General features: G+C 39.8%; 25 protein-coding genes and 3 pseudogenes. All 28 read right to left on the bottom strand.

Features of this window, described 5'->3' with window-relative positions; genetic code table 11:
* Nucleotides 1-64 precede the first annotated feature (64 nt).
* The gene (locus GPK88_RS07950) at nucleotides 65-247 is read right to left on the bottom strand and encodes a DUF6440 family protein (protein ID WP_003864586.1); all 183 of its coding nucleotides are present in this window, start codon (nucleotides 245-247) and stop codon (nucleotides 65-67) included.
* A 33-nt stretch (nucleotides 248-280) separates the two neighbouring features.
* Entirely contained in the window at nucleotides 281-595 is a 315-nt protein-coding gene (locus GPK88_RS07945) for an L-2-amino-thiazoline-4-carboxylic acid hydrolase (RefSeq protein ID WP_040466130.1), read from the bottom strand.
* Nucleotides 596-689: 94 nt separating this feature from the next.
* Nucleotides 690-1,115, bottom strand: a complete 426-nt coding sequence (locus GPK88_RS07940) for an N-acetyltransferase (RefSeq protein ID WP_003864588.1) — start codon at nucleotides 1,113-1,115, stop codon at nucleotides 690-692.
* A gap of 57 nt (nucleotides 1,116-1,172) precedes the next feature.
* Nucleotides 1,173-1,694, bottom strand: coding sequence for a GNAT family N-acetyltransferase (locus GPK88_RS07935; RefSeq protein WP_003864592.1), 522 nt, complete (start codon nucleotides 1,692-1,694; stop codon nucleotides 1,173-1,175).
* Nucleotides 1,695-2,040: 346 nt separating this feature from the next.
* Nucleotides 2,041-2,217, bottom strand: a complete 177-nt coding sequence (locus GPK88_RS07930) for a helix-turn-helix domain-containing protein (protein ID WP_330382896.1) — start codon at nucleotides 2,215-2,217, stop codon at nucleotides 2,041-2,043.
* Nucleotides 2,218-2,393: 176 nt separating this feature from the next.
* Nucleotides 2,394-2,804: a single-stranded DNA-binding protein gene (locus GPK88_RS07925; RefSeq protein WP_003864594.1), complete on the bottom strand. Its 411-nt coding sequence runs from the start codon at nucleotides 2,802-2,804 to the stop codon at nucleotides 2,394-2,396.
* A 23-nt stretch (nucleotides 2,805-2,827) separates the two neighbouring features.
* Nucleotides 2,828-3,127, bottom strand: coding sequence for a hypothetical protein (locus tag GPK88_RS07920; protein WP_015543455.1), 300 nt, complete (start codon nucleotides 3,125-3,127; stop codon nucleotides 2,828-2,830).
* Nucleotides 3,128-3,823: 696 nt separating this feature from the next.
* Nucleotides 3,824-4,678, bottom strand: coding sequence for a substrate-binding domain-containing protein (locus tag GPK88_RS07915; protein WP_015543454.1), 855 nt, complete (start codon nucleotides 4,676-4,678; stop codon nucleotides 3,824-3,826).
* A gap of 1 nt (nucleotide 4,679) precedes the next feature.
* Nucleotides 4,680-6,398: pseudogene (locus tag GPK88_RS07910) on the bottom strand (Na/Pi cotransporter family protein).
* A 172-nt stretch (nucleotides 6,399-6,570) separates the two neighbouring features.
* Nucleotides 6,571-7,353, bottom strand: a complete 783-nt coding sequence (locus tag GPK88_RS07905; RefSeq protein ID WP_003864600.1) for an EAL domain-containing protein — start codon at nucleotides 7,351-7,353, stop codon at nucleotides 6,571-6,573.
* 258 nt (nucleotides 7,354-7,611) lie between these two features.
* Nucleotides 7,612-7,893, bottom strand: a complete 282-nt coding sequence (locus tag GPK88_RS07900; protein ID WP_003864601.1) for a hypothetical protein — start codon at nucleotides 7,891-7,893, stop codon at nucleotides 7,612-7,614.
* A gap of 14 nt (nucleotides 7,894-7,907) precedes the next feature.
* Nucleotides 7,908-8,288, bottom strand: a complete 381-nt coding sequence (locus tag GPK88_RS07895) for a TnpV protein (protein ID WP_003864602.1) — start codon at nucleotides 8,286-8,288, stop codon at nucleotides 7,908-7,910.
* 40 nt (nucleotides 8,289-8,328) lie between these two features.
* Nucleotides 8,329-8,490: a Maff2 family mobile element protein gene (locus GPK88_RS07890; RefSeq protein ID WP_055298248.1), complete on the bottom strand. Its 162-nt coding sequence runs from the start codon at nucleotides 8,488-8,490 to the stop codon at nucleotides 8,329-8,331.
* A 240-nt stretch (nucleotides 8,491-8,730) separates the two neighbouring features.
* Nucleotides 8,731-9,421: pseudogene (locus GPK88_RS07885) on the bottom strand (VirD4-like conjugal transfer protein, CD1115 family); the annotation flags it as partial.
* 148 nt (nucleotides 9,422-9,569) lie between these two features.
* Complete coding sequence (locus tag GPK88_RS07880; RefSeq protein WP_044963264.1) at nucleotides 9,570-12,278, bottom strand: DEAD/DEAH box helicase family protein; 2,709 nt, start codon at nucleotides 12,276-12,278, stop codon at nucleotides 9,570-9,572.
* Between the two features lie 258 nt (nucleotides 12,279-12,536).
* Nucleotides 12,537-13,652, bottom strand: coding sequence for a hypothetical protein (locus GPK88_RS07875; RefSeq protein ID WP_021738879.1), 1,116 nt, complete (start codon nucleotides 13,650-13,652; stop codon nucleotides 12,537-12,539).
* Between the two features lie 264 nt (nucleotides 13,653-13,916).
* The gene (locus GPK88_RS07870) at nucleotides 13,917-14,444 is read right to left on the bottom strand and encodes a DUF3592 domain-containing protein (RefSeq protein ID WP_021738880.1); all 528 of its coding nucleotides are present in this window, start codon (nucleotides 14,442-14,444) and stop codon (nucleotides 13,917-13,919) included.
* Nucleotides 14,445-14,498: 54 nt separating this feature from the next.
* Nucleotides 14,499-14,876, bottom strand: a complete 378-nt coding sequence (locus GPK88_RS07865) for a translation elongation factor Tu domain protein (protein ID WP_021738881.1) — start codon at nucleotides 14,874-14,876, stop codon at nucleotides 14,499-14,501.
* Between the two features lie 88 nt (nucleotides 14,877-14,964).
* The gene (locus GPK88_RS07860) at nucleotides 14,965-15,132 is read right to left on the bottom strand and encodes a transposon-encoded TnpW family protein (RefSeq protein WP_081695227.1); all 168 of its coding nucleotides are present in this window, start codon (nucleotides 15,130-15,132) and stop codon (nucleotides 14,965-14,967) included.
* A gap of 288 nt (nucleotides 15,133-15,420) precedes the next feature.
* Nucleotides 15,421-16,860 (bottom strand): virulence-associated E family protein, encoded by a 1,440-nt coding sequence (locus GPK88_RS07855; RefSeq protein WP_227097757.1) that lies wholly within the window; start codon nucleotides 16,858-16,860, stop codon nucleotides 15,421-15,423.
* On the bottom strand, nucleotides 16,775-17,428 hold the full coding sequence (locus tag GPK88_RS07850; RefSeq protein WP_021738884.1) for a CHC2 zinc finger domain-containing protein: 654 nt from the start codon (nucleotides 17,426-17,428) through the stop codon (nucleotides 16,775-16,777). Before GPK88_RS07850 ends, GPK88_RS07855 begins: the two co-directional genes overlap by 86 nt.
* A 106-nt stretch (nucleotides 17,429-17,534) precedes the next feature.
* Nucleotides 17,535-18,968: a hypothetical protein gene (locus tag GPK88_RS07845; RefSeq protein WP_021738885.1), complete on the bottom strand. Its 1,434-nt coding sequence runs from the start codon at nucleotides 18,966-18,968 to the stop codon at nucleotides 17,535-17,537.
* Between the two features lie 412 nt (nucleotides 18,969-19,380).
* Nucleotides 19,381-19,683 carry a hypothetical protein gene (locus GPK88_RS07840; protein ID WP_021738887.1) on the bottom strand — a complete coding sequence of 101 codons (303 nt, stop codon included), beginning with the start codon at nucleotides 19,681-19,683 and terminating at the stop codon, nucleotides 19,381-19,383.
* Between the two features lie 37 nt (nucleotides 19,684-19,720).
* Entirely contained in the window at nucleotides 19,721-19,999 is a 279-nt protein-coding gene (locus tag GPK88_RS07835) for a hypothetical protein (RefSeq protein ID WP_044963260.1), read from the bottom strand.
* A 15-nt stretch (nucleotides 20,000-20,014) separates the two neighbouring features.
* Nucleotides 20,015-20,194 (bottom strand): hypothetical protein, encoded by a 180-nt coding sequence (locus GPK88_RS07830; RefSeq protein ID WP_021738889.1) that lies wholly within the window; start codon nucleotides 20,192-20,194, stop codon nucleotides 20,015-20,017.
* A gap of 9 nt (nucleotides 20,195-20,203) precedes the next feature.
* The gene (locus tag GPK88_RS07825; protein ID WP_021738890.1) at nucleotides 20,204-20,587 is read right to left on the bottom strand and encodes a TnpV protein; all 384 of its coding nucleotides are present in this window, start codon (nucleotides 20,585-20,587) and stop codon (nucleotides 20,204-20,206) included.
* Entirely contained in the window at nucleotides 20,584-22,467 is a 1,884-nt protein-coding gene (locus tag GPK88_RS07820; protein ID WP_021738891.1) for a recombinase family protein, read from the bottom strand. Before GPK88_RS07820 ends, GPK88_RS07825 begins: the two co-directional genes overlap by 4 nt.
* 399 nt (nucleotides 22,468-22,866) lie before the next feature.
* Nucleotides 22,867-23,233, bottom strand: a pseudogene (locus GPK88_RS18830) (type IV secretory system conjugative DNA transfer family protein); the annotation flags it as partial.
* Nucleotides 23,234-23,311: the final 78 nt, after the last annotated feature.

Raw genomic sequence — 23,311 nt, 5'->3', positions numbered from 1 at the left:
CCAATCGACCATATACATATTGTGACGATGCTGTTACTTACCATAACAGTTGCTGTTTCTAAGGTCATCTATTTATAGCCTGAGAAATAACTGGTTTCCCATCTCTGTCCAACAATGGAGTCAGTCCACCTGAATACCCACATGCATGATATAAATAATTCACACCAGTTTCCTTATCCACCCATATCTCAGTAGTAGTTAATGCTCCCTGAGAATATATTTTTTCAAATCTCTCTTCTTTCGCCATTTTCAATTTCCTCCCATAATCAATTTTTCGGTTTTATAAAAAATGTTTCTCTGTTACTTTCTCGATTGTATCATGACATACAGTTCCATCTTCGGCAATCGTCGATTTTCTGATAAATCTCGAATGATGCTTTAATACTCCATAAGCATACCAGTCATGGTTGCAAAATACTTTGCAGAACTCTGCATAGCCATGTTCCTTACAGGTATCGAAATACAGACACCTGCTGATTTCATAAGTAAATCCACTATCATCATCCTGCAAAATTTCTGTCTCCCAACATACCTTTTTTTCGCCCTCCAGATCATCTACCAGAGACTGTCTCACAATCTTATAGCCATTCGGCAATAAATCGACATGCTTTTTTCTCTTTTTCCGTTACCATATTTTCTCCCAACTTGCACACTAAGTCATAATTTTCCAAACACTAAAACTTGAATTTCTATTTCTGCTGCCATGCCATTACATAGTCTTTTTCTCCAGTAGCTTCATCCAAACCGCTATACTGAATCTCAAATCCTTCTCTTTGATAAAAGGATATTGCCCGTGTATTTTTTTGATATACATTTAAGATTAATTTGTTTCTTTTTCCCTTTACATAGTTTAGCAAAATTTTACCTATACCTTGAGATTGCATTTCGGCAGAAACAAAAATACCTTCAATGTATTCGTTACTTAACCCTATAAAACCCTGTATTTCCTGTTTATCCTCGTAAACATAGACAGTTGCCTGTAATAGAAGTTCTTTTACTAACTCAAAATTACTTTTCCAATATTGAGCAGAGATAAAATAATGTGTCTTTATATTTGTATCTAACCATATTTCTGCAACTTTATTTATATCCACTTTCCGTAATTCTCTAATCATAACGGTGATGCTCCTCAAACTCCGATTTTCTCAATTTTTCAAACTGGAATTTACGAACTACAATATCTTTTCGAGAAAAAGATGGTTTTTGTGTGCAATTACATCTCCAACTTTTTTAGAAGCACTAGCAATTATTTCAAATCCATTTTTTTGATACAAAGATAGCGCAGGAATATTTTGACTTCCTGTATCCAAACGTAGTGCCCTGCAACTATTTTTTTGTGCTAATTCTGTAGCGAATTTTATTAGTGATGATGCAATTCCTTTACCAGACATACTCGGACGTACCATTAAAAGGTGAATTACCATTACCTCATCTTCAGATAATTTTTCTTTCCAAGGAATAGTTGCATATTCTATTGGTTGAACTTTATCAATAATGATACTTCCAACAATTGTTCCGTTTTCTTCATATACAAACAAAGCACCAGCATAAATAGCCCGTTCTGCATCATCTTTCGTTGGATAAACCCCTTTCTTAAATACAGTAAAGGCTGTATGATTCAGTTCATACTGGAAATGCTCATTGTAAGTATCTTCAATCGAATTAACATCTTTTAGTATTGCTTTTCTAATCATAAAATCTCTCCACAAATTTTGATTTCACACTTTCTTTCCCCTTATATGTCTATATCTGAAATATTCAGTCACAAACTTTATCAGGGATAGGCATCTGTGCCGCAAGGGGATCTTCCCCTTGTACGAAATCTCTGATTTCGCTGTATTTCCCGGTTTGAGATTTCTTGAAATCGGGAACAGCACCGCAGGTCGCACGATACAGGCAGATGGAATTGCCTGTATAGAAGTGCGCTCTTAGCGTTGCTAAGAGATTTATGCCGTATCCGGCGTGTTATCTTTTTTCAATTTCTTTTTTCGACTTCTGAAGCATTCTTCCAGTTTTAATAATTTGACATGTCTGCTCTTGTTACTCATCATCTGTAAATTCCAGCATCTCATCAACGGTGCAGTCCAGCTTCTTGCAGATCTTCTCAATCGTCTCCATTGATACATACTGGTTTTTTCCCATCCTGGCAAGAATATTTCCACTGATCCCGGTGAGGTACTGCATCTCTATCCGCTTCATATTTTTATCTATGAGCATTTTCCATAATCTGTTATAACTTACGCCCATAAGCAACCTCCATATTTTTCATCTGAACATATTTTGATTATATCACGATTTCGTTAGGTTGAATACCTGTAATTTTTGATGTCTTCTGTAAAATGGAAAAGAGGATGCCCCGACAAAGGGCAACCTCTCCAACCATTTACTTCGGTTTAGTCGAATGGAACCTCACCTTCCGGTGCTTCCATAAATCCGTCCTTATCTGTTTTCGGTGTTTCCGATGAATCAGCTCCAACACCATTATCCTTGTTCTGGGCAAATTCATGTTCTTCCACGATCACATCTGTAGTATAAATTGTTTTCCCGTCCTTGTCCTTATAATTGCCAGTGCTGATACGACCGCCAATCACAATCCTCATTCCCTTGTGAAGATATTTCTGTGCAAACTCTGCACTCTTTCCGAATGTGACACAGGAAATAAAATCCGCTTCCTGTTCACCGTCACGTTTATATCTTCTGTTTACCGCCAGTGTATATCTTGCTACTGCCATATCATTATCTTTTCCGGCATATTTGATCTCCGGATTCTTTGTCAGTCTTCCCATTAAAACCACTTTATTCATAATCGTTACTGTCCTTTCCGCAGCTACGCTGCCATTGCATATTCTTCATCATCTGTTTCATCGTCCGGCATAAACATTGCACATGCTTCCGGTGGATTGGTATCATCCGGTGAAAATATTTTCCGGATCATTTCATACATGATCGGATACCGATATGCGATTTCTTCTCTTGCAAGGAATCTGCATACCCTGTAAAGATTCTTTTTCATTTCTTCATCTGTTGTAAGCATGGCAACCAGATGGATTCTCTCCCTTGTATAAATCAGATTCGGGCATCCAAACCAGTTAATCAACTGCATTTCTTTCATTTTCAGTTCTGTCATAAACTGCTCCTTTCCGGGCATTTTGCCCTGTAAACATTGTCATCAGTTTCATTCGTCCGGCGGTCTGGCGTGCGTTTCCCTGTCACCTGCAGCCGTCTCAGACTGCCTCTGCCTGCATCAGCAGGTCACTGACCATAAGGCTTCGGTCAGCCGCCCATCATCGGGAGTGTCATTATAATTTCGCTCGCTCTCAGAAAAAGAAAGGTCATGGCATAACTCCTGTTAGGCTTCCAGGGTGCACTTATCGGTTGTCAAGGTTCATCGAAGGAACATTCCAAAACGTCCTCTGATTACTAGAGTCAAATGACTTCGCAAGATGCAAAAGATTCGTGATATTTTTTTGCATTTTTATCATTTTTTCTTTTACTTTTGTTAGTCCCTTCACATACTCTGTACTGAGACAGGCAAAAGCGGACATCTTTGGGGTAAAATTTTTAAAATAATTGTTCCTCTACCTATAAAGCCTGGGAAGCGGTATTTACCAACCCCCTTTTGCAAGTTTTTTTCGCATAAATGAAATATTCCCTCACTAATAGCAAGTTTCAGAGGGCATTTGGACGGTACTTTTGCAGAAAAAATTATTTTTCCACTAATCACACGTGGGAATTTGAAGAATGTCAGATAATTTTGAAAAAATCCAAAAAAGAAGCACCGACCGTTATAGTCAGTGCTTGTAAGATATTATATTCGTTTTTCTCAGGAAAGATCATCCCAGTTTTTATATGTTCCATTGTACAGACCTGTAAGTTGTTTTATTGTAAGATTTTCCAGTGGATTTTCTTCATTTATCACAATAGCTATAGCATCTTTTCCAATGACTTTTGTTTCCAGAAGCTCTGCTTCATAATCCTTTAATTCTCTGGATGACATTGCGAAATCACACTCTCCACTTATCACCGCCGTAATCCCTCTTGAAGAATCTGTTGCTTTTACTTCTATTTCAGCATTTGGATTTTGTTTCTGATAGTCATCTGCCAGTGCTTTTACCATTGGTTCCATTGAAGTGGATCCTTCAATCAGAATCTTTCCTTCTGACTTGTCAGAAAGGAATGTTGTTGTACTGTCAGCCTGAATACAATATTGTTTCACAATATCCTGTCCTTTACTCTTTACATAAGTCAGGAAATCCTGTTCCACATCTGTCAGTTCTCCATTATAAGCCAGATAATAATCCCTGCAAAGAGGATAACTGTTATTGTCTATTGTTTTCTCAGAAGGAAGAACTCCGTTGATTTGAAGTATTTTTCCATTCGTATCTGTTGCGGAACTATATGCGACATAACCAACTGCGTTTTTATCTTCTTCCACCTTTTTCAGAACTTTCTCTGTAGAATCAACAACTATTCCTGTATCACTCTCAGGCAGTTTCAAAAGATTCTCAAATTCTGCTCTGGTTCCTGACCCTTCTTCTCGTGATACAGCTGTGACAGCTCCCATAGCAGACAGATCCGGCAATGGCTCTTCCTCGGTTCCACATGCTGTTATTCCCGTTGCCAGCATTATCATTATCAGCAGAAGTGCAGATTTTCGGATGTTTTTTTTCTTTACCATTTTATACTGCACCTCTTTCCATCATTGATTTTCCCGTCTCTTCATCAAGGTTTATAAAAGCCACATTATCACAGGCTTCTTCTGCAATGCTGACACAATTATCTGCCATACGGTCAAAATTATACATGATCCCAGAAAAATATCTTGTCATAGACGCATCACAAACCTCATTTTTTACACGGTTTAAATGTGCCTTACTGTATTTTTTCTCTGCTTTATGCATTTTTTTCTTATTTTTAAAAACTGTTTCAGCCACTACAGCATCACCCTTACGGATTGCCTCCATTGCTTTCTTTAAAAGCTGCTGGATAATATCAATGCAGTCTTCCATTTCTGAGGAGGCTTCACTGGTCAGTCTTTTTCCATTGTTATTTACTTTTTCACATATCTGGTCAATATCTTCACATCTGTCTGCAATCCTCTGAATACTATTGTTTACATACAGTAACCCTGCCGTCTGCTCAGACTGTTGTTCTGTAAGGTTTCCGCTTGCGAATAATCTGGTAATATATTCTGTCACACTGTCCTGTAACTGATGTACAATCTCCAGATTTTCTATAAACGAACCATGAGTTTTTGAGTCTCCATCTGCTACAATCGCCGTTTTTAAATCACTTAACAGAGATTCTGCCAGTTCTCCAAGTCGGTTCAGTTCCTTAGATACCAGAACCATAGCAGCCGCCGGCTGTTCAATCACTTTCATATCCAGATATTTGGGTTCAAAAGCTGCTTTCTCTGTTTTGTCATTTCCACGGATGATTGTTGTAACAATTTTTACCATCAGCGGAATCAGTGGCAGCCAGACCAGTGTACAGACGATATTAAACGTTGTATGTGCATTTGCAATCTGTCTTGAAATCACATCAATCTCATTTCCCTTTGGTGAAATAAACTGGACAAATTTTGCAAACCACGGAACCAGGAAAATAAAAACGCAGCTTCCACTGATATTAAAAATACTATGCGCAATTGCTGTACGTTTTGCATTTTTAGATTGTCCAATTGATGCAAGAAGTGCTGTGATCGTTGTACCTATATTATCTCCAAGAAGAATCGGAATCGCACCGGTAAGCCCTATTACACTGCTTACTCCGTCCGGTCCTGCCTGTGATGCAAAATTCTGCAGAACTGCAATCGTAGCTGAACTACTCTGCACAACCAATGTCATGACCGCTCCCAGTACAACACCAAGAACCGGAATGGATGAAACTTTTCCCATCAGATCAACAAAGACCGGACTTCCCGCCAAAGGTTTCATGACTTCACCCATGATTTCAATTCCTTCAAATAAAAGTCCGAATGAAAAAATTACCATACCGATATTTTTAACCTTTTCTTTTTTGCTAACAAAGTTCAGAATAAATCCAACAAAGATAATTGGTTAAATATAATTGCTGATTTTAAATGCCATCAGCTGTGCCGTCATAGTGGTTCCTATGTTGGCACCAAAGATAACAGAAATTGCCTGCGGAAGACTCATAAGTCCCGCACTGACAAAACCGATAACCATAACTGTCGTCGCTGAACTGCTCTGCAATACAGCTGTTACAAGTGCTCCGGCAAGTGCTCCCATAATTGGATTTCTTGTAAGAAATCCAAGGATTTTTTTCATTCGTTCTCCTGCGGCTTTCTGAAGTGCATCACTCATGCTGTTCATTCCATAAAGGAACAAGGCAAGGCCACCGATCAGACCAAAAACCACTTTCACATTCTCGTTCATTTCTCTTTCCTCTCCTGTTATTATATAAGATCTACATTTTCCTATACAATTATAGAAGACAGAAATCAAATCTATGTGAGTGCTTGTGTAAAATAGGTGTAAAAATCAATGGAAATCTTTATAATGTTATAATTGACTTATTCATTTTTCACCTGCTGACATATAGTTTTCATTACGATTTATTATTCAGTCTACGTAATACCAACATCGCCTCATTCCTTACATTTTTGAACGTTCTGTCCGGTCTTCCAAGAAAATATCCTTGTCCGTAATGAACACCTAATCTACACAGACACTCCAACTCTGCTTCTGTTTCTATCCCTTCTGCAATCAGAATTGCTCCTGTCTCATTACAGTAATGCAACAGAAATTCCATCATAATTTCCTTTTTCTTATGTTTTTGAATATCTCTGACCAGTTCTATATCAACTTTTAAGTAGTTTGGCGATGTATTTACTACACGGTTCAGACCAGAATATCCAGCTCCAACATCATCCAAAGCTATTTCATATCCCTGATCTGCATAATGCTTCATAATCTGTTGCAGAATCTGATAGTTTTCTATATCCGACCGTTCCGTTATTTCAAATACAATGTCACAGGACGGTACTCCGGCTTTCGCAGCCTTACGGTTTGTAAATCCCTGTATGAACGATTTATCCTGAATGATATTACCATCTACATTAAGAAATAATTTTGCATGTTCTGGTTTATTCGCCGCTGCCTTCAATGCTTTATTTCTGCACAATTTTTCCAATTTCCAAACACAGCCTACCTGTTCAGCAATCACAAACAAATCTGAAATCATAAGAGTCGTATCATGCCTGTCGATACGACTAAGAGCTTCATATCCTGCCACATCTCCAGTCTGTAAATTTACAATCGGCTGAAATACCGGATATATAGCCTTTCTTTCTAATATTTTATAAAATTCATCTGCATTTTTTACTTTCATTATTTCTTCTCTGCCTCTGTGAATACATTTTCTGTAACCCTATCAACCCACTATATGATATCATCACTTTTTCATCCTTCAATCAGATTTAAGTAAAATCATAGTAAATTTTCACCATTGTTCAGCCAGACCAATTCTTATATAACACAAAGCAAATACGTACTACCACCTGTTTTTTATTATGAAAACTATATTAAATGAGGCTCTTACTGTCTATACAATAAAAGCCTCGTTATATATAGTCTATGTTCTGATTATTCAGATCTTACTGTCTTTTTCACACACCAGTCTTTCATAATCCAAAAATCCCCGGATATACATTTCTTTTGCCACAATTCCCTCCATTGCATTTTTCGCTGAAATAATCCTGTCCAGTGTCTGCCACATCTCCTGTCCGCCATCTCTGAGGACCGGTTCCAGTATTTCTATGTAATGATGAATTTCTGCTTCCAGAGTGAACATCTCCGGGTCAGATTCAAGAAATCTTTCCAGCTCCCGCTGGTATTCTTCATAATAACTTTCAATCAGTTCTCTTCTCATATCTAGAATCCCCCTTATACATAAATCAGTTCCTGCTTGATGATCTCAGCAGCCCGGTTGCGGATATTGTTACAGTGGCATAGCCATTCCATAGGATTCTGTCTCTTCAGTTCCTCGGAAACTCCCTCCGCACTTCGCATCTGAGTTTCGATCAATTCAAAGCGTTCCTGTGCCTGTTCATTCAGATCTGCCAAATAACTGTCCAGCCTGGCGGTCAGAAGAAGATATGTATAAGTTCCAGATTTATGTTCTTTCAGATATTCCTTCCGAAGCATTCCCCATAAGCCAATCGGTCTGGTTTCCTCCGGGTAGTAAAGATTCGGTAAATAATAGTCTCCCACTTTTGTGTATTCGATTTTCATGGTGTCTCCTTTCGCTTTGCATGAAATTGTCATGTTATCTGCGTAGGATGTGCATTTTCTCTTTAAAATCTTTTCACATAGAAGACATTAAGTGTTTGATGCCCTGGCTCTTAGCGCCGGGATTGTCATTTCCATATCCTTCCAGAAGGTTTACGACACCCCACACGCCAAGACCTGCGCCGATTGCGACTACAAGAGTTTTTAAAGTTGTAATTGCACTGCTAAAAAATGCCATATACAGTCACCAAAACTGACTTCTTTCAGGTGTTTACGGGAATGAAAAAACACCGACTAAAAAGCCGGCGCACCTAATGTCAGTTATTCCTTTCCTCATTATTTTTCGTTCATTCCCAAGGTTACTCCGACAGCTCCACCTGAATTACCTCCACCTCTTCTTCGGGTTTCGGTGTGTACTGCGGATTTAACTCTTTTTCTACTTTGTACCGGTTCTTCTCGTTTTCATCTGCAAGAAGCCGATAGTTTTTGTGTTTCGTGATATCATATTTATCCGAGAAAAATGGTCTGGCACCACGGATCTGCAGGATACATTTTCCTCCATCCATGACTGCAATCTCATCTTCCGTCATCAGCTGTTTGCCTGTTTTCTGGTAATTCAATCCAAAGGACTTCTGATTACTCCTCGTCTCCGAAGTGTTATACAGGTCAATGGTTTCCTTCCCCAGAAGCTCACTCATTTCCTTTAAGGTAGTTTTCTCTTTGCCACCAAGAAAAAGTGTAGTATCACAGTTGCCCAGAATGGTATCTGCACTATCCTTATACATTGCCTTTAGCTGACTCTGGGACTGCAAAATAATAGAAGCAGAGATTTCCCTGCTTCGGATAGTTGCGATCAGCTTATCGAACTGAGGAATCTGACCAATGTTTGCGAACTCATCAGCGATGACACGCACATGCACCGGAAGTCTTCCACCATATTCATCATCTGCCTTATCGCAAAGCAGATTGAAAAGCTGTGACTGTAACATGGCAATCACAAAGTTAAAGGTTGTATCTGTGTCGGACATAATCAAGAACAAGGCTGTTTTCCTATCCCCGATCTTATCCAGTTCCATTTCATCGTAAGACATGATCTCACGAAGTTCTGCGATATCAAATGGGGCAAGTCTGGCTCCACAGGATATCAAAATCGACTTCGCCGTTTTACCAGTAACAAAATGTCAATAGTTTTTTAATCATTTTTCTCAAAAAGGCAAAAAAATAGAACGTATAGTTTATTTCCATACGCTCTATCTCACATTTCATATTAAATTTTGAATTCTACAAATTTTTTATATTTCGTTGTCAATATGTTTTCTACTCTAACGCCCCTTTTACTTTTTTGTGGGAAATGCACCGCTCCTCCCGATTGGCAAGTGCCTTCACCCTGCCTTCTAACAGAAGTTCCCTTCCTTTTTCATTTCTTGTATACACACAGTCATAATTTCCGATATACGGATGCATGCATTTTGCAAAACGTTCCGCATCCTCCTTCTTTTTCGAAAAACAATTTGGAATGGCATAGAAACCATTCAGTCCTTTGTGTCCCTTCTTTTTCACAAGTATGTAACGCTGGTTGTCGATCACATCAAAAAATTCATTGACACACTGTGCGAACAACGCTTTATCCCTGCCGCTTCCACCGGACAGATAAATAATATGGTTATCCGGTCCGTTTGATTCTGTCTCAACTTTACAGTGTGTTTCTTCCAGAAGCTGTTGCTCCTCTAATGCTTTGCGGATTCCATTTCCAAATGCCTTTAATCTTTTTAGCGGACTTCCCAACATGAAAATTTTCGGGAAACGTATCATAATTCCAGCCAGTCCGGCAGCAATGAAGAAGTAACAGGTTCCGGCCAGGATACCATTTTGGGACGCTGCAGCAACAATACCTGCCCCAATTGCCCCGATCAGACACAGAATTCCTGACAGGATCATTGTAAGAATCGCATCCCAGAAAACAACACTTGTGACAAATTTGTCTTTTACTTCTGTCTCATCCACAATATCCATTTTGTCATAGACTGCAAGTGCACTGTTCCAACGTTCTTTTAACGTATCGCGCTGCCCCGACATTTTCAGCATTTGTCTGTTAATCCTGTCAATATTCGTTTTATTAAATGGCGTTTTAATAACTGACAACCGTTTCATTCCATTTTCAATCGTATTTTCTGTATAATGCAGACCGAGAAAATGTTCCATCCTTCGCTCCAGCATACTGTAATCTTCACTGATCTGATTGTCATCTGCCTTTAGCACTTCGTTCCACGGTCTTAAACAGACTAAATGCCAGATGTTACTTGTTTTTTCCGGATGTTCTTTCATCACACGGATGGCACGCCCTCTCATCTGGTTGCTTAACATAAATGAGCCTACAAAGCTTGCAAGGATCAGGGAATTGATACAAGGAGAATCCCATCCTTCCCCTAACAGCGATTTTGTACCGATCAGCACCTGCATATAGCCTTTTGAGAAAATATCTGTTACCGCCCCTGTGAGAAAATGTGCATTTCCAACCGCTGTCACTTTAAGATAATCTGTTTCAGAAAGATTTCCGATCCTGCTGAATGTAACTTTTCCGCTCATTCCGATCGCCTGCTCTAATGCTTCTCTTGCCTCTGCCGGAATGATCACAATCGTTCCACAAAGCACCCCAAAACGGATTTGTTCGTTTTTCTTTTCATTGTCACGACGGAGCATCTCAAAAAACGGAAGCACTCCAAGTGAGTTAACATCATATTCTGTATTTCCAATTGCTTTTTCATATTCTTTCCGGATGTAATCTGTCAAAACAAGCAGCCTCAAATCCTGACCGGATGCCTCATATTCATGGAACACAATATCACGGATGCTGTTACATTTTCCAAGGGAATTTGTGAGCATTTTTTCCACTGCCGCACTTTTCGTCATGACGACTTTTTTCTTTTCTATCAGACCGTCGGATTTTAAATCAGCAATTAGCAATTCACGATATGTCTTGTCACACAGGTATGAATCCACATCATCATACAAGAATCCCTGTAACAGACGCTCCATCCATTGCACATTCATGTCCGGTAATTTTTTTGCCCCCAAAAGCCTCTGTAATCTGGACGGAATTGCAATATTTTTGCTCTGTAAATAAATCAACAGTGATGCCAGATATGCCGGATTATCCAGAAGCAGATCATCTGAGAGCTGTCCACTGAACCCCTTATGGCTTCTTACGTACGTAAGGAACTGAGTATCCCGCATGATTTTTTCTGTCATTGCTTTACTGCGTTCTTCAAAACGTCTGACTTCCTTCTCTTCTTCTTTTGTTGGATAGTTGAAGTAAACATAATCCTGATGCGGACAGAGGCTTCCCTCTTTTACGAGCTCCGGTATCGTAATCTCTTCATCGATCTCTCCACACATATTCATGTACCGCGTCCACATAGCCGGTGTGGAATCATATGGTGGTGTTGCTGTCAAAGCGATGATTTTAAGGTTATTCACCTGTTTTTTGAATTCTTCTAATGCTTTCCACCATTCACTTCGCAAGTGGTGGCATTCATCCAGACAGAGTACTTCGATCCCAGCCTCTTTCATCGTCCCAACCAGATCAAAACCGCTGTAATCTACTTCCTTTGTCTCTGTTTTCGCCGGGCACTCGTCTGTGCCTGTGCCACTATCCTCACCTGCATCTTCCTGTATTCCCTGAAATCTTGTCATGGCACTGTGTAATGCCTGATAGGTTGCAACCGTGATCGCCTTTGGCTGTTTTAAATTCTGTGAAAGATAATCTTCCCCCTGTATGCCCTCACATAAAAAAGCTTCCTCAATCCTTGCGATCCACTGCTCCCGGATCGTAATGGATGGTGCCAAAATCAGTGCTTTTCCGTTCATCCTGCGGATCAGTTCAATTCCCAATGTCGTTTTCCCGGATCCGGGTGCCGCTACAATATGTATTTTTCCATCTGCCATGTACCTGTCTGCGTGTTCCAAAACCCTTGCCTGATACCTTCTCCATGTTCCTTTAAACTCTAAAATACCTTCGTAATTCATAATCATCCATTTTCCTCTGCTTATTCCACTTTTTCTGTGGTCTGTAACTATTATATACAACTGCCAATTTTCTTACAAGAAAGATTCCGTGTCCAATAAGAAGTATGCCTATGTTGGGATATTTAAATCATTCTGCATCCTCAAAGCAAATGAATTTAAATAGAATTTCAGGTGTGCCTGTGATAAAATATTAATAAGTTTAACAACTGAAATTTGACTGTATCATTTTGTTCATCAAATTTATTATTCATAAGGTGTCTATTTTGATCCTAAGAAGAAATGAATTTTAGGTCTTGTATATTCATCAAACTGATCTTCTGTCTCTGTATCAAATGAACAAGACAAACTGATAGGCGCATCCTGATCATAGAAACGGAAACTCTTATAAAATGTCCCATTTAGAAATTCATCTTTAAATTGTTGTGGAATAGCCTGATAAGATAATATCTCAGGATTAGATACGGATACATTTAAATTCTCAAAAGACTTTTGTAATGTCGCAAAATCTTTTTCTGTCTGCATTAAATTCTCTTCTAAACTCTTATTAATATCCACACCTTCTACATATGAGATATTGATGATAGTACCACTATTATTGACTTGAACATGAACATAACAATCAGTAGCACCTGAATCTCTTAAATATCCCATAACAGTATAACTTGATCTACTACGTGATTCATTTGGATTGTCTGCATGTACTCTTACACATACAGGTTCTAATGCCTTTTTTACTATTTCTACTTGTTTTGCAGAAGCTGCAATTCTTTGATCCATTGCCTGCTTTCCTTTTATATATTGAGGTATATAAGTACCGACTACAATAAGTATTGGGATAACTGCAAAGGCAATGAGTTGTTTTTTTATATCAGGAATAGGGATTCTATAAGCATGTGCCATGTTCTCGGCATTACTTCCTGCTTCAGATAACATATCTATAGATGTAGAGACTGTACTTACTGCACCAGCCACCTGCATAGCACTTCCTATATTCTTTGCAGTATCATTATCACTTTCTTTAAGGAATCGACCAACAGCTTGTGACGCCAAAGCAGCAGATACCTCTTTAGAATAATCTGTTTCTGACTGTTTCACATTTAATCTACCTATAAGAGATTTCCATTTCTTACCGTTCATTCCAAACTTAGGGGCAAGTGCACAGAAACAGAATATAATAACATATATAATGACAAATCCTAATGCAGTAAACATCCCTGTAGGCTGAAAACCTTTGTTTTGGAATACTAAATCATCTATCATCTCTAATGGTACTATTAATGCACATTGTACAAATGAAAAGATGAGTGCAACCACTGCAATCTTTGGATATATACAATATCTTTGAATCATTTTTTTCTCTTTATTGTTAATCATGGATATCACCTCTGTTTCTAGTATAACTTATTTTTGAATGAAAAAAGAGCGATATTTTGCTCTTACTATATTTGTTTCTTAACTAAAAGGAAATTACGAATATTTTGATGTTTAATACCATACTCAAGTTTGATTGTATCATGGTTCATCCTTGACCCGTTAGAGGGCAACGCATTTAATCCGAACAGCTCATTTAAAATAATATTATTCCTTTATAATTCTACAAACTTGAATTTTGTCTGATTACCAATTATCTTTTGTAATTTATAGCTGCATCAAAAAGAATACCAATACACTCAAGAGTATCGTTACTATTCCCATTATGATAAACATCATGGAAGTAAAACTTTTTGAAATTGGTCTATCAACATAGCACTTTTTAGGATTGTTTGGATTATAATAAACTGTCATCTTACTGTTGATAGGCCACAACTGCTCTGCAAGTTGACGCAAATTTGCAATGGATCCAGTTTTTACATGTAGCCAGCCTTTTTCATCTTCATAGACTTCTGATTTCACCGGTACGGGTACTCCAGATATTTGCGTTGTTTTAATTCCACAAAATATTTTCTTTGTTTTATAACAAGTTCCATTCACAAAGTACTCCACGATTGGATACACCCTTCCATTTCCCGGAAACCCATATTGTTTAACAATACCGTCTGTCTGCTTTGTACACAATTGATTCTGTCTTTTTACAATGATATTGAAAGTAACTCCTAGTAAAACCAATATTACACCAAGACCTCCAACTGTCATCAATTCTAACCATGCAATTTGTATTTCTGTCATAGTTTCATCACCTCAAATTCCAGTTTTCTTGATTCTGCAAACTTGAATTTGTAATTACATTCCATACATATTGGCATTCTTTACAATCACTCTATCTCCTTTTTCTAATTGTTCCTTAGAAACTCCTCTTAACCCAAGTCCAACATGTTCTGTTTTATATCCACAACCATTTGATTTTCGTTCTTTTGTATGTATATCGATGTTAGTAATTATAGTCTCTAATACACCTCCATTTGTTTTATAAACACACGCATTTTCTCCTTCTCTACACATTCCTGTTGATATGTTTCCTGTGACAACTGTTCCACCCCCCATAATTGTAAATACATCATCAATAATCAATTCAAAGTCTTCTTTTAAACATAATGGAACATCTAATCTGTTCATATACTCTTTTTCTCGCTCTTTTTTGCTTTTACCAAATAATCCCATAGTGTTTCTCCTTTATAACTTCTAATTTGTTGCTCAAATCATATCACATTTTCAAACATATCTCAATTCCAATTGTCTCTGCCCCCATCTATTGCATTGCCTTTCGGCTTGCTTCTGTAACCAGCATCCGGTTAATCTTTTCTTGCATGGTTTCCTTTGCATCTTCATTGAAATGATAGCGGACAACATATACTGTCTGCCCGATTTTCTTTGTAAATGTGTTTCCCTCTGTTTTTTTATTCATCATTTTTTCCATAATCATCTATTTCCTTTCTTTCCTGTGCCCGACAGAGAGAGGTTTGCTTCTGTCCCTGCCGGGAGTTTATCGGCACGCTGACAACGCAAGTGTCAACATAGGGTTTGAAACTTTTTTCGGGTAGTTATTTCTGTTTTCCAAAATACTATTGAAAAGTTTTTTGAATGTTCTTGTTGACACCTGTTAAAAAGTAGCTGAAACACCGGTAAATACAAAGGATTTTGGTGTCAACAAAAATGTCAACAAGCAGTAAATTTCCGGGTAATCAGTAGCCTTTCGGCATCAAAATCAGCCTTTCTCTCTGTCGGGCAGATCAAATGGCAGCTCCAACTGTTCTGCTTTCGTCAGCTTTGTAAATCCATCTTTATCCGGTTCGTTGCCACCCTCTTCTTCTGCTCCTTCCCTGATCCAGCTTCTCTGTCTGCCATATCCTTCCTTTGAAAATCTGTGGACTCCGGCTCTCTTCCAGCCAGTGATCTGCGTATCCATAATGGAACAGATCTCATTTGTCTCGAATTTTTTCGGCTCCCGGTCAAAATGGTCAAAGGCTTCTTTCCAGATCTGGACGGAACATACATGACTACCTTTATAAGCGTCCAGCCAGCCTTGTATCATTCCTGCCATCGTATCTTCCTGTGTGAACTGTTTTCGGTATTCACTGATCTCCTGCTCCATTTCCTTTGAGAACTTCAACAGGCTGCTCTTATTCTCCGTTGACCAGTAGATTTCCATTACTTCTGCCCACAACTGGTCAAAATAGGATCTGGCTTCTTTTTCATCATCGAGGATATGCTTCTCTGCCTTACTGCTGTCTATAGCAATCGGCAGGAACCGTCTTGCCCCGGTACGGTCAAAAGGAATGAACTGCCTTGTGTTCGTTGAACCTGCAAAGATACACTGACGCTTCCGGTCTTCCTCATATTTATCATAAGGGTTCCGGTAAGTGTCTTTCTGTCTGGTCAGGAATGACTTGATTTCCTCATTGCTCTTTGCACTGATTGCAGCAATCATCTCCGACATTTCCATAATCCAGTGTCCCCGGAGATGCTCGTATATCTTACTGTCATTCAACTGCTTCAGATCATCAGAAAACCAGTCATCGTTCAATGCAAGAAAACGGAAAAATGTGGATTTTCCGGCTCCCTGCTGACCTACCAGACAAAGCATTTCATCTGCTTTACAACCGGGGCGGTAGATTCTGCTTAATGCTTCCATCAGGAAGTGCTTCACAACCTCATAGACAAAATCCGAAGCATCTGCCCCCATATACCGTTGCAGAACATAACGGATTCTCTCCTGCCCGTCCCACTCCAGTTGTTCCAGATACTCACAGATCGGGTGGTATGCCCGGCTGTTGGCTTCTATGCGAAGTGCCTTATCCATACATTTTTCACTTGTGAGTTTGTAATAGCGTTCAAAGAAATAGTAGAAATAAGTCCTGCCATCATCATCCAGCTTGCAGACTTCCTCATTCCACCAGAGTTTTTTTACAATATCAATCCTGCCTGTCAGCTTGTTGTATTTCATACTCTCACGCACAAGCGGATCATTTCTCAGCACAACCATATAATTTCCAACCGTTGCTTTCGCAGTTCCTTTCTGTGTATATTCCAGCATCTGTTTCACTTCATCGACTTTGCTTTTATCTACCATCCGGAACATTTCTTTCATGGCATCTTTCTGTTCTTTTGTGGCGATCTCCTTTATCTTCTCTTTCGCATTGCTCAATCCGCTCCACCTCCTTCCATTTTTCTTTTACAAGTGCTTCCTTATCTGCCCTGTCCCCAAAGAGCAGGATATCCAGATAATACTCAACAACTGACAACTCCCTGAGAGCAGTCATAAACTTTTCATGCCATTCTTCTGTCCGTGTTTTTGGTGCATACTGTTCTTTCCATTCCAGAAGCAGGCTCAGATAATCCAGATAGGCTCTCAGGCATCTCAGATGTTTTTTCTGCCAAAGTTCTTCTGGTGTCGGCTCTGGCTTTTTTGCTGAAACGCTTCTCCTGTTCTGCGGTGATCCCCTGTCCCTGCCGGAATAAGGAATCCCAAAATCATCTGCCAGCTTCATGGCTGCATCTTTCAATCCAATGTCAAACAGTTGTGCCGTAAAATCAATGGCATCTCCTGTACAGCCACACCCGAAACAATAATATCTCCGGTCAACTTTCATGCTGGGTGATTTGTCATTATGGAAAATGCAGCGGATCAGTCCGCTCCTGTTGGGCTTTAACCCATACCTCTCCGCAGCCTGCCGGACGGTCACATTCTGTTTTACTTCATCAAATAATCCCAATTCGTTTCCTCTCTTTCTTAAATCTGCTTCCCAAATCTGGGAAGCAAGTTTTCACAAAAAACAAAAAAGCACTTTGTCCTGTCCTTACGGAATCAACAAAATGCCCTTATAGTTCCAGATCACTGGAATGTGATCTTCCTTTATTCAGTTGTTTTCTCTCTGCCTCTTCTCTTTGAATCTTTGCTACGTTCAATGCAAGTTTTTCTCTGATTGACGGCTTCACTTCTTTTTTGATTTCTTCTACAACGGCTTTTTTCTTCTCTGGCTGTTTTAACTGACGGACAACCCTCACAACAGCTTTTTCCATCGCATATTCGATTTTTTTAATCAGACCGTCCAGCCTGTTTATCGCATATTCCTTTTCTTTTCGTGATGCCTTACGTTCCGGACTCTGAATCCATCTCTTAGAATCTTCCGCAAGACGAATGTCATCTTTTCTGGTAGCCCGCATTGTTTCCTCTGCGACTTTATCCACAGCCTTGTCATAGGCTTCACTGGATACTTCGTCAAGCAAGGTTTCCACATCTTCAATACGGAGGGTAAGCTGTTGCAGTTCCTCTCTCTGTTCTTCAATCAGCTCGCCCTGACTTAGAATCCGGTCAGAATTGGAAATGAAATTTTCTTTAAATTCTTTTTCCTGCTGTTCTATTTTTTCTTTCTGTGACTGGATAACCTTTTCATTTGCCCTGACATGGTTTGACTGCCTTGCAAGTTCCAGATGATTCGCATTGACCTTATCCCTCTGCTGATTGAGCATTTCCTGCTGAACCGCAATCTCTTCTTTCTGCTTCATTCGGATATAGTCCTGTTTCTCCAGATACTGCCTTCCTCCATAGGACGGTTCTTCGTCAATTTCCAGTCCATGACGTTTACAGATATCCAGGAACATTGTCCGGCAGGCAGAATCAAAAACAACCTTACGGTTATTTGTCTTTGATCTTTTCTTTTCCGGATTCGGAAGTTCAAAGCCAAGTTCTTCCAGTGCCGCTTCCTGTTTCGGTTCAATCTCCCCATACCGGTTCGTAGCATCGAATACATGACGCTCATGAATATGCGGAGTCGCTTCGTCCATGTGCAGTGACCAGTCAATGATATGCACATTAGAACCAAACCGCTCATCGAACTCTTTCTTGAATTCATCAAAAACCAAAACCAGCGTTTCCACAGAAGCGTGTTCATCTATCGTCCCAAGCTGATAGATACTTTCTTCCGGACAGGTCTTTTTATTTTTCAGAACATCTTCCACCCCTTTACATCTGTCGGGGTGTCTTGCTTTCTCATGACGTTTATTCTGGTTAATCACATAATCGCTGTAATGATCCACATAGTATGCCATCTCAATCTGGTTAAAAGAAAAATTATCCTCTTTTCCCCGGTCTGCCATTGTGGTATATCCCTGATAGCAGTCCCAGTAAATATTCTGACGGACACGTTCATTGTCAATATGCTCACTGTGTTCCGGGTCAAATCTCCGGTCATTGTGAAGCGGATTGTAAACACCGTCTTTCCCAGATCTGCCGTTATGCCTTGTGCCTTTCAATTCACATCTCTCCTTTTTTCAAGTTGTTTCCCCGGAGGGGATTGCAGCGAAGCTTCCAAAAGTCTCTGTCCCCGTTACAGACAGTACCCAGTACCATATGGCGAAACGCCATATCACTGGGCAATGGCTGCCGCCCTTAACCTGCTAAGGGCTTTGCCCCTTAACCCCAGCAAGATGCTGCCGCTCTTTGCAATCTGGGCACAAAGGACTTCCAGCCCTCTGTACTCCCAGCAGACAAAACGTAACTCCTGCCGCTGTCCCTTCAGCAGGATCTCCGTTCCGTCTGTTTTTCAAAAATCCTCTGCATCGGATTTTGTGAAAATATAAAAATGGGTAAAACAAAGGGCACTAACTTTTTACGGTTAATGCCCTTTCCTTTACTCATTCACTTTTCAGATAATTCCTGTATGTATCATTCTGATAATTGCTTCAGAACCATTTTAACATTCTTCCTAAGTTTCATTCCGTCCCTCAGTCCCAACCGGTAGAAAAATTCTTCTGTCTCTGCTCCACTGTTAAATATCTGGTCGCAATATTTTGTAATGGCCTCTTCCTGTTTCTGTGGAAGTGTGGCAATCACTTTTTTATATTCTTCCTCAACTTCATCTGGTTCTGTCACAGACGGCTGGCTCAGTTTCCAGTCTGCATACTCTTTTCCCATATGCTCCGTTATGGTCAGGTTGATAAATTCTTCAATCTCTTTTGTAATCTTCATTTAAGAATCCTATTCCTTTTTCCAGTGGTCTACTTCATCAATCTGATTTTGATTGTTTCCAGCCACACCACTGCCCAGCCAGAAAGCACAGCAGGATATAAAGTATAAAACCTGCCACAAGCATCCTGACCGCTTCTGTGCCTGTCTCCTGTCCGAATCCATACCCTAAAACTGCTGTAATGCAGATGATCCCCGACAGGATATGAAATACCGTTGCCGACAGCCATGTGAAGAACATAACCACCAGTTGTATCATTGTCAGGCATATACGCACTGGCAGTAATACGATTTTCACAATAATTCTTACAACAACCATGACTGTCCACCCCTTTCACTGTTTCAGATAACTACGATAGCTGTCTATCACAGAATCTGTCACACCGCTTTTGTAAATCTTTCGGATATCAACGATTTTTTCATCTTTCAAAAGTTTCAGCCAGTCCAGTAAATCTTTTCTGCTGTTTGCAAAATTACAACATCTTCCGTCTGCATATTCAATCCAGTATCTCATAAGTCCCTCCTACACATACACCAGTTCATTTAAAATAATTTCATCTACCCGGCTTCTTGCATTGTTTGCCCGGCGAACCCATTCCATCTGATCTCTGCTTTTCAATTCTTCCGTAATGCCTTCCTGCTCCATAATCTGTTCCATGAGGAAATCCCTGCGTTCCAAACACTGCTCATTCAGATCTGCGAGATACGTCCAGAGCTTACCACTCAATGTCAGATAGGAATACAAGCCACTCTTGTAATCTTTCAGATAGTTTCTGTGAAGACTTCCATAAAAACCAATCTCTCTTTTCTCTTCGGGTACTGCGATCAGTGGCAGATAGATTTCCCCGACAAGGATATAATCCAGACCATTACTGTTATCGTGAATGATTCTTTCTAATTTGCTCATGCTGATGCAACTCCTTTCTTCGGTTCTGCTGGGGGAAGCAGTGATAGCGGAATGAACACACCTTTTGCAATATCTTCCTGCCGGATCTCTTCTTTTTTTGCATCCAGTTCGGCTTTCTTTTTTGCCTTTGTCCGTTCATAGTATTCCTGCTGCTTTCCATTTGCTTTTCTTCTCAGGTAATTCTGGTGAAGCCTGTCTTTTCTGGCTTCCCGTTTTTCCATTTCTTCAATTTCTTCCGGTGTCATTTTCACCTCACCGAAATGTGGCGGTAAATATCTGCCGATGAAGTTAAAATAGATTTCCACTTCCTGTGTCGTCTCAACGCTTCCTTTCCGGTCACGCTCATGCACCACAATCTTTTCTACAAATTCATTCAGCATGTAAGTGGTCAATTCCTCAAAATTTTGGTATTTATCAACCAGAGCAATAAACTTCTCCGCTGATCTGCGACCTTCTTCATAGCCTGATAATTCAGCTTCCATATCTGCAATTTCTGCCGACAAATCTTTCTGTTCTTTAGAATACTGTCCATCAAGAATCGCATAGCGTTCATCTGGCAGCTTGCCAAGAATATTGTCCTCATAAATTCTGCAGATCAGTTTTTCCAGTTCCTGCACACGCTTTTTTGCCTCTGCCAATCTGCTTTTCAATCTTGTGATCTCACTGGACTGCTGTGAAGTCTGTGCCTTTTTTACTGTCTCCAAAAATTCTTCACGATTCAACTGTGAATACTCCGCAACAGCCTTTAAAAGTTCCTTAATCAGCTCCATAACCACATCAGCATTAATTCTGTGCTGTGTCTGGCAGAGTGTTCCAACCGGAACTTTAGAATATGCAGAACAAGTATATTGTGGTACTCGCTTGCCATTATTTACTCGATGGACATACATTTTGGAACCACAGTCTGCACAATACATCAGACCTGTCAAGGGGTGGGCTTCTCCCCATCCATCTGGATATCTTCTCACATTGCTTCGGATTCTCTGTACATTGTCAAAAGTTTCCTGATCTATAATGGCTTCCTGCGTGTTCTCAAACACCGTCCAATTATCTTCAGATACGTAATGGCTTTTCTTATCCTTGAAATGTTTTCTGGTCTTGAAGTTCACTGTATGACCAAGATACTCTCTTTTCTTCAGAATGCCTGCAACAGTAGAAGAGCCCCAGCCATAAGGATCTTTGATTTCTTCTACTCTGCCTTTCCATAATCCGGCATCTTTCTTTGCCATATGAACCGCTGGTATCTCAACCTTATCCTCTTTCAGTGCCTTGGCAATCTGATATGGTCCGTACCCATCCATTGTCATGTGAAAGATTCTCCGTACAACTACAGCTGCTTCTTCATCAACAATCCATACATTCGGGTCATCCTTGTCTTTCAGATACCCATATGGTGTTGTACTTGCCACATGCTTGCCGGATTTTCCTTTCGCCTTGAAAGTGGATTTTATCTTTTTACTGGTATCCCTTGCATACCATTCATTCATGATATTTCGGAATGGAGTAAAATCATCGTCCTCCCGGAAGCTGTCTACATTCTCGTTGACTGCAATCAGGCGGACATTCTTCTGTCGCAGCAATTCCATATATTGTCCGACTTTCAGATAATCTCTTCCCATTCGGCTCATATCTTTAATCAGAATCGTTCCGACTTTCCCCGACTCTACTTCTTTCATCATGGCAAGAAAGCCTGGGCGATCAAATCTTGTACCGGAGATACCATCATCAGTAAAATGAACAAGATTGGTAAATCCATGTTCTTTTGCATATTGTTCCAGCAGTTTCTTCTGGTTTGAAATACTGTTGGATTCCCCGTTTAATTCATCATCACGACTAAGACGTTCATACAACGCTGTCATGAATCCCTGTTTCTCTGTCATAGTCAGATGTCCTCCTTCCTTTGTTTATTAATTGCCTGTTCTCATCCCATATCCGTTCCTGTACCGGGTTCTGATGTTTCCGGGACGTATTAACCAAAAAAGACACGCTGAATGCCTATTCAGTTCTGGTATCACTACGGGCAGGCTGTTTCGTTTTCAAGGTTCGTGTAAGAAGTAAAAAAGATTCTTACACTAAACGAAATGCTCAGAGGTCTTTTTACAGCCCCCTTACTGCATCTTTTTTGATTTCGTGTCATCTTTTTAAAGTTCCTTACACAATCTCTGTACTGACGAAACAAAATACGGACATGTTTTGAAATTGTTTTTTACAAAATACAATTTTGTTCTTTAAGGTAAAAAAATAAGCCTCAAGAGACTTTTTAATCATTTTGGAGCTCCAACTCTTTAAATTTGATTGATTAAGAAGTCTCTTCAAACTTACTACACCAGCCGCCATTTTATATTTTTTATACTGTCTGACCGCAAAGTGCTGCGGATCTCTTTCTTCCAGCTCCTGGAACATCATATCCACAGGATTCTGGTAAGTTTCATCCTCTTCACGGGTTTCGCTTTCGTTCAAAAGATCCAGAAGGGTATTCAGATTCTTTTCCTCTTCATCCCCTTCATACCAGATAAAAGCAATCAGTGCTGTGTACAGCAATTTCTCTGCTTTCACCCAAAAATCTTCGGAAGCTTTTTCCCCTTCGCCTTTGGTATTCACAATGATTGTTGTCACCAGCTTCAAGATATCTTTTTCAGACCGTATGTCGGGTAAGAGACTGGCATTGCTGCCAGCCCCTCCCCTAAGAACCGTACGTGACAGTTTCCCGTCATACGGCTCAAG

It is taken from the genome of Blautia sp. MCC269 (genome assembly GCF_018785655.1).
Taxonomy (GTDB): domain Bacteria; phylum Bacillota; class Clostridia; order Lachnospirales; family Lachnospiraceae; genus Blautia_A.
The sequence above is the reverse complement of the archived record's forward strand: the minus strand, read 5'-3'. Positions and strand labels throughout refer to the sequence as shown.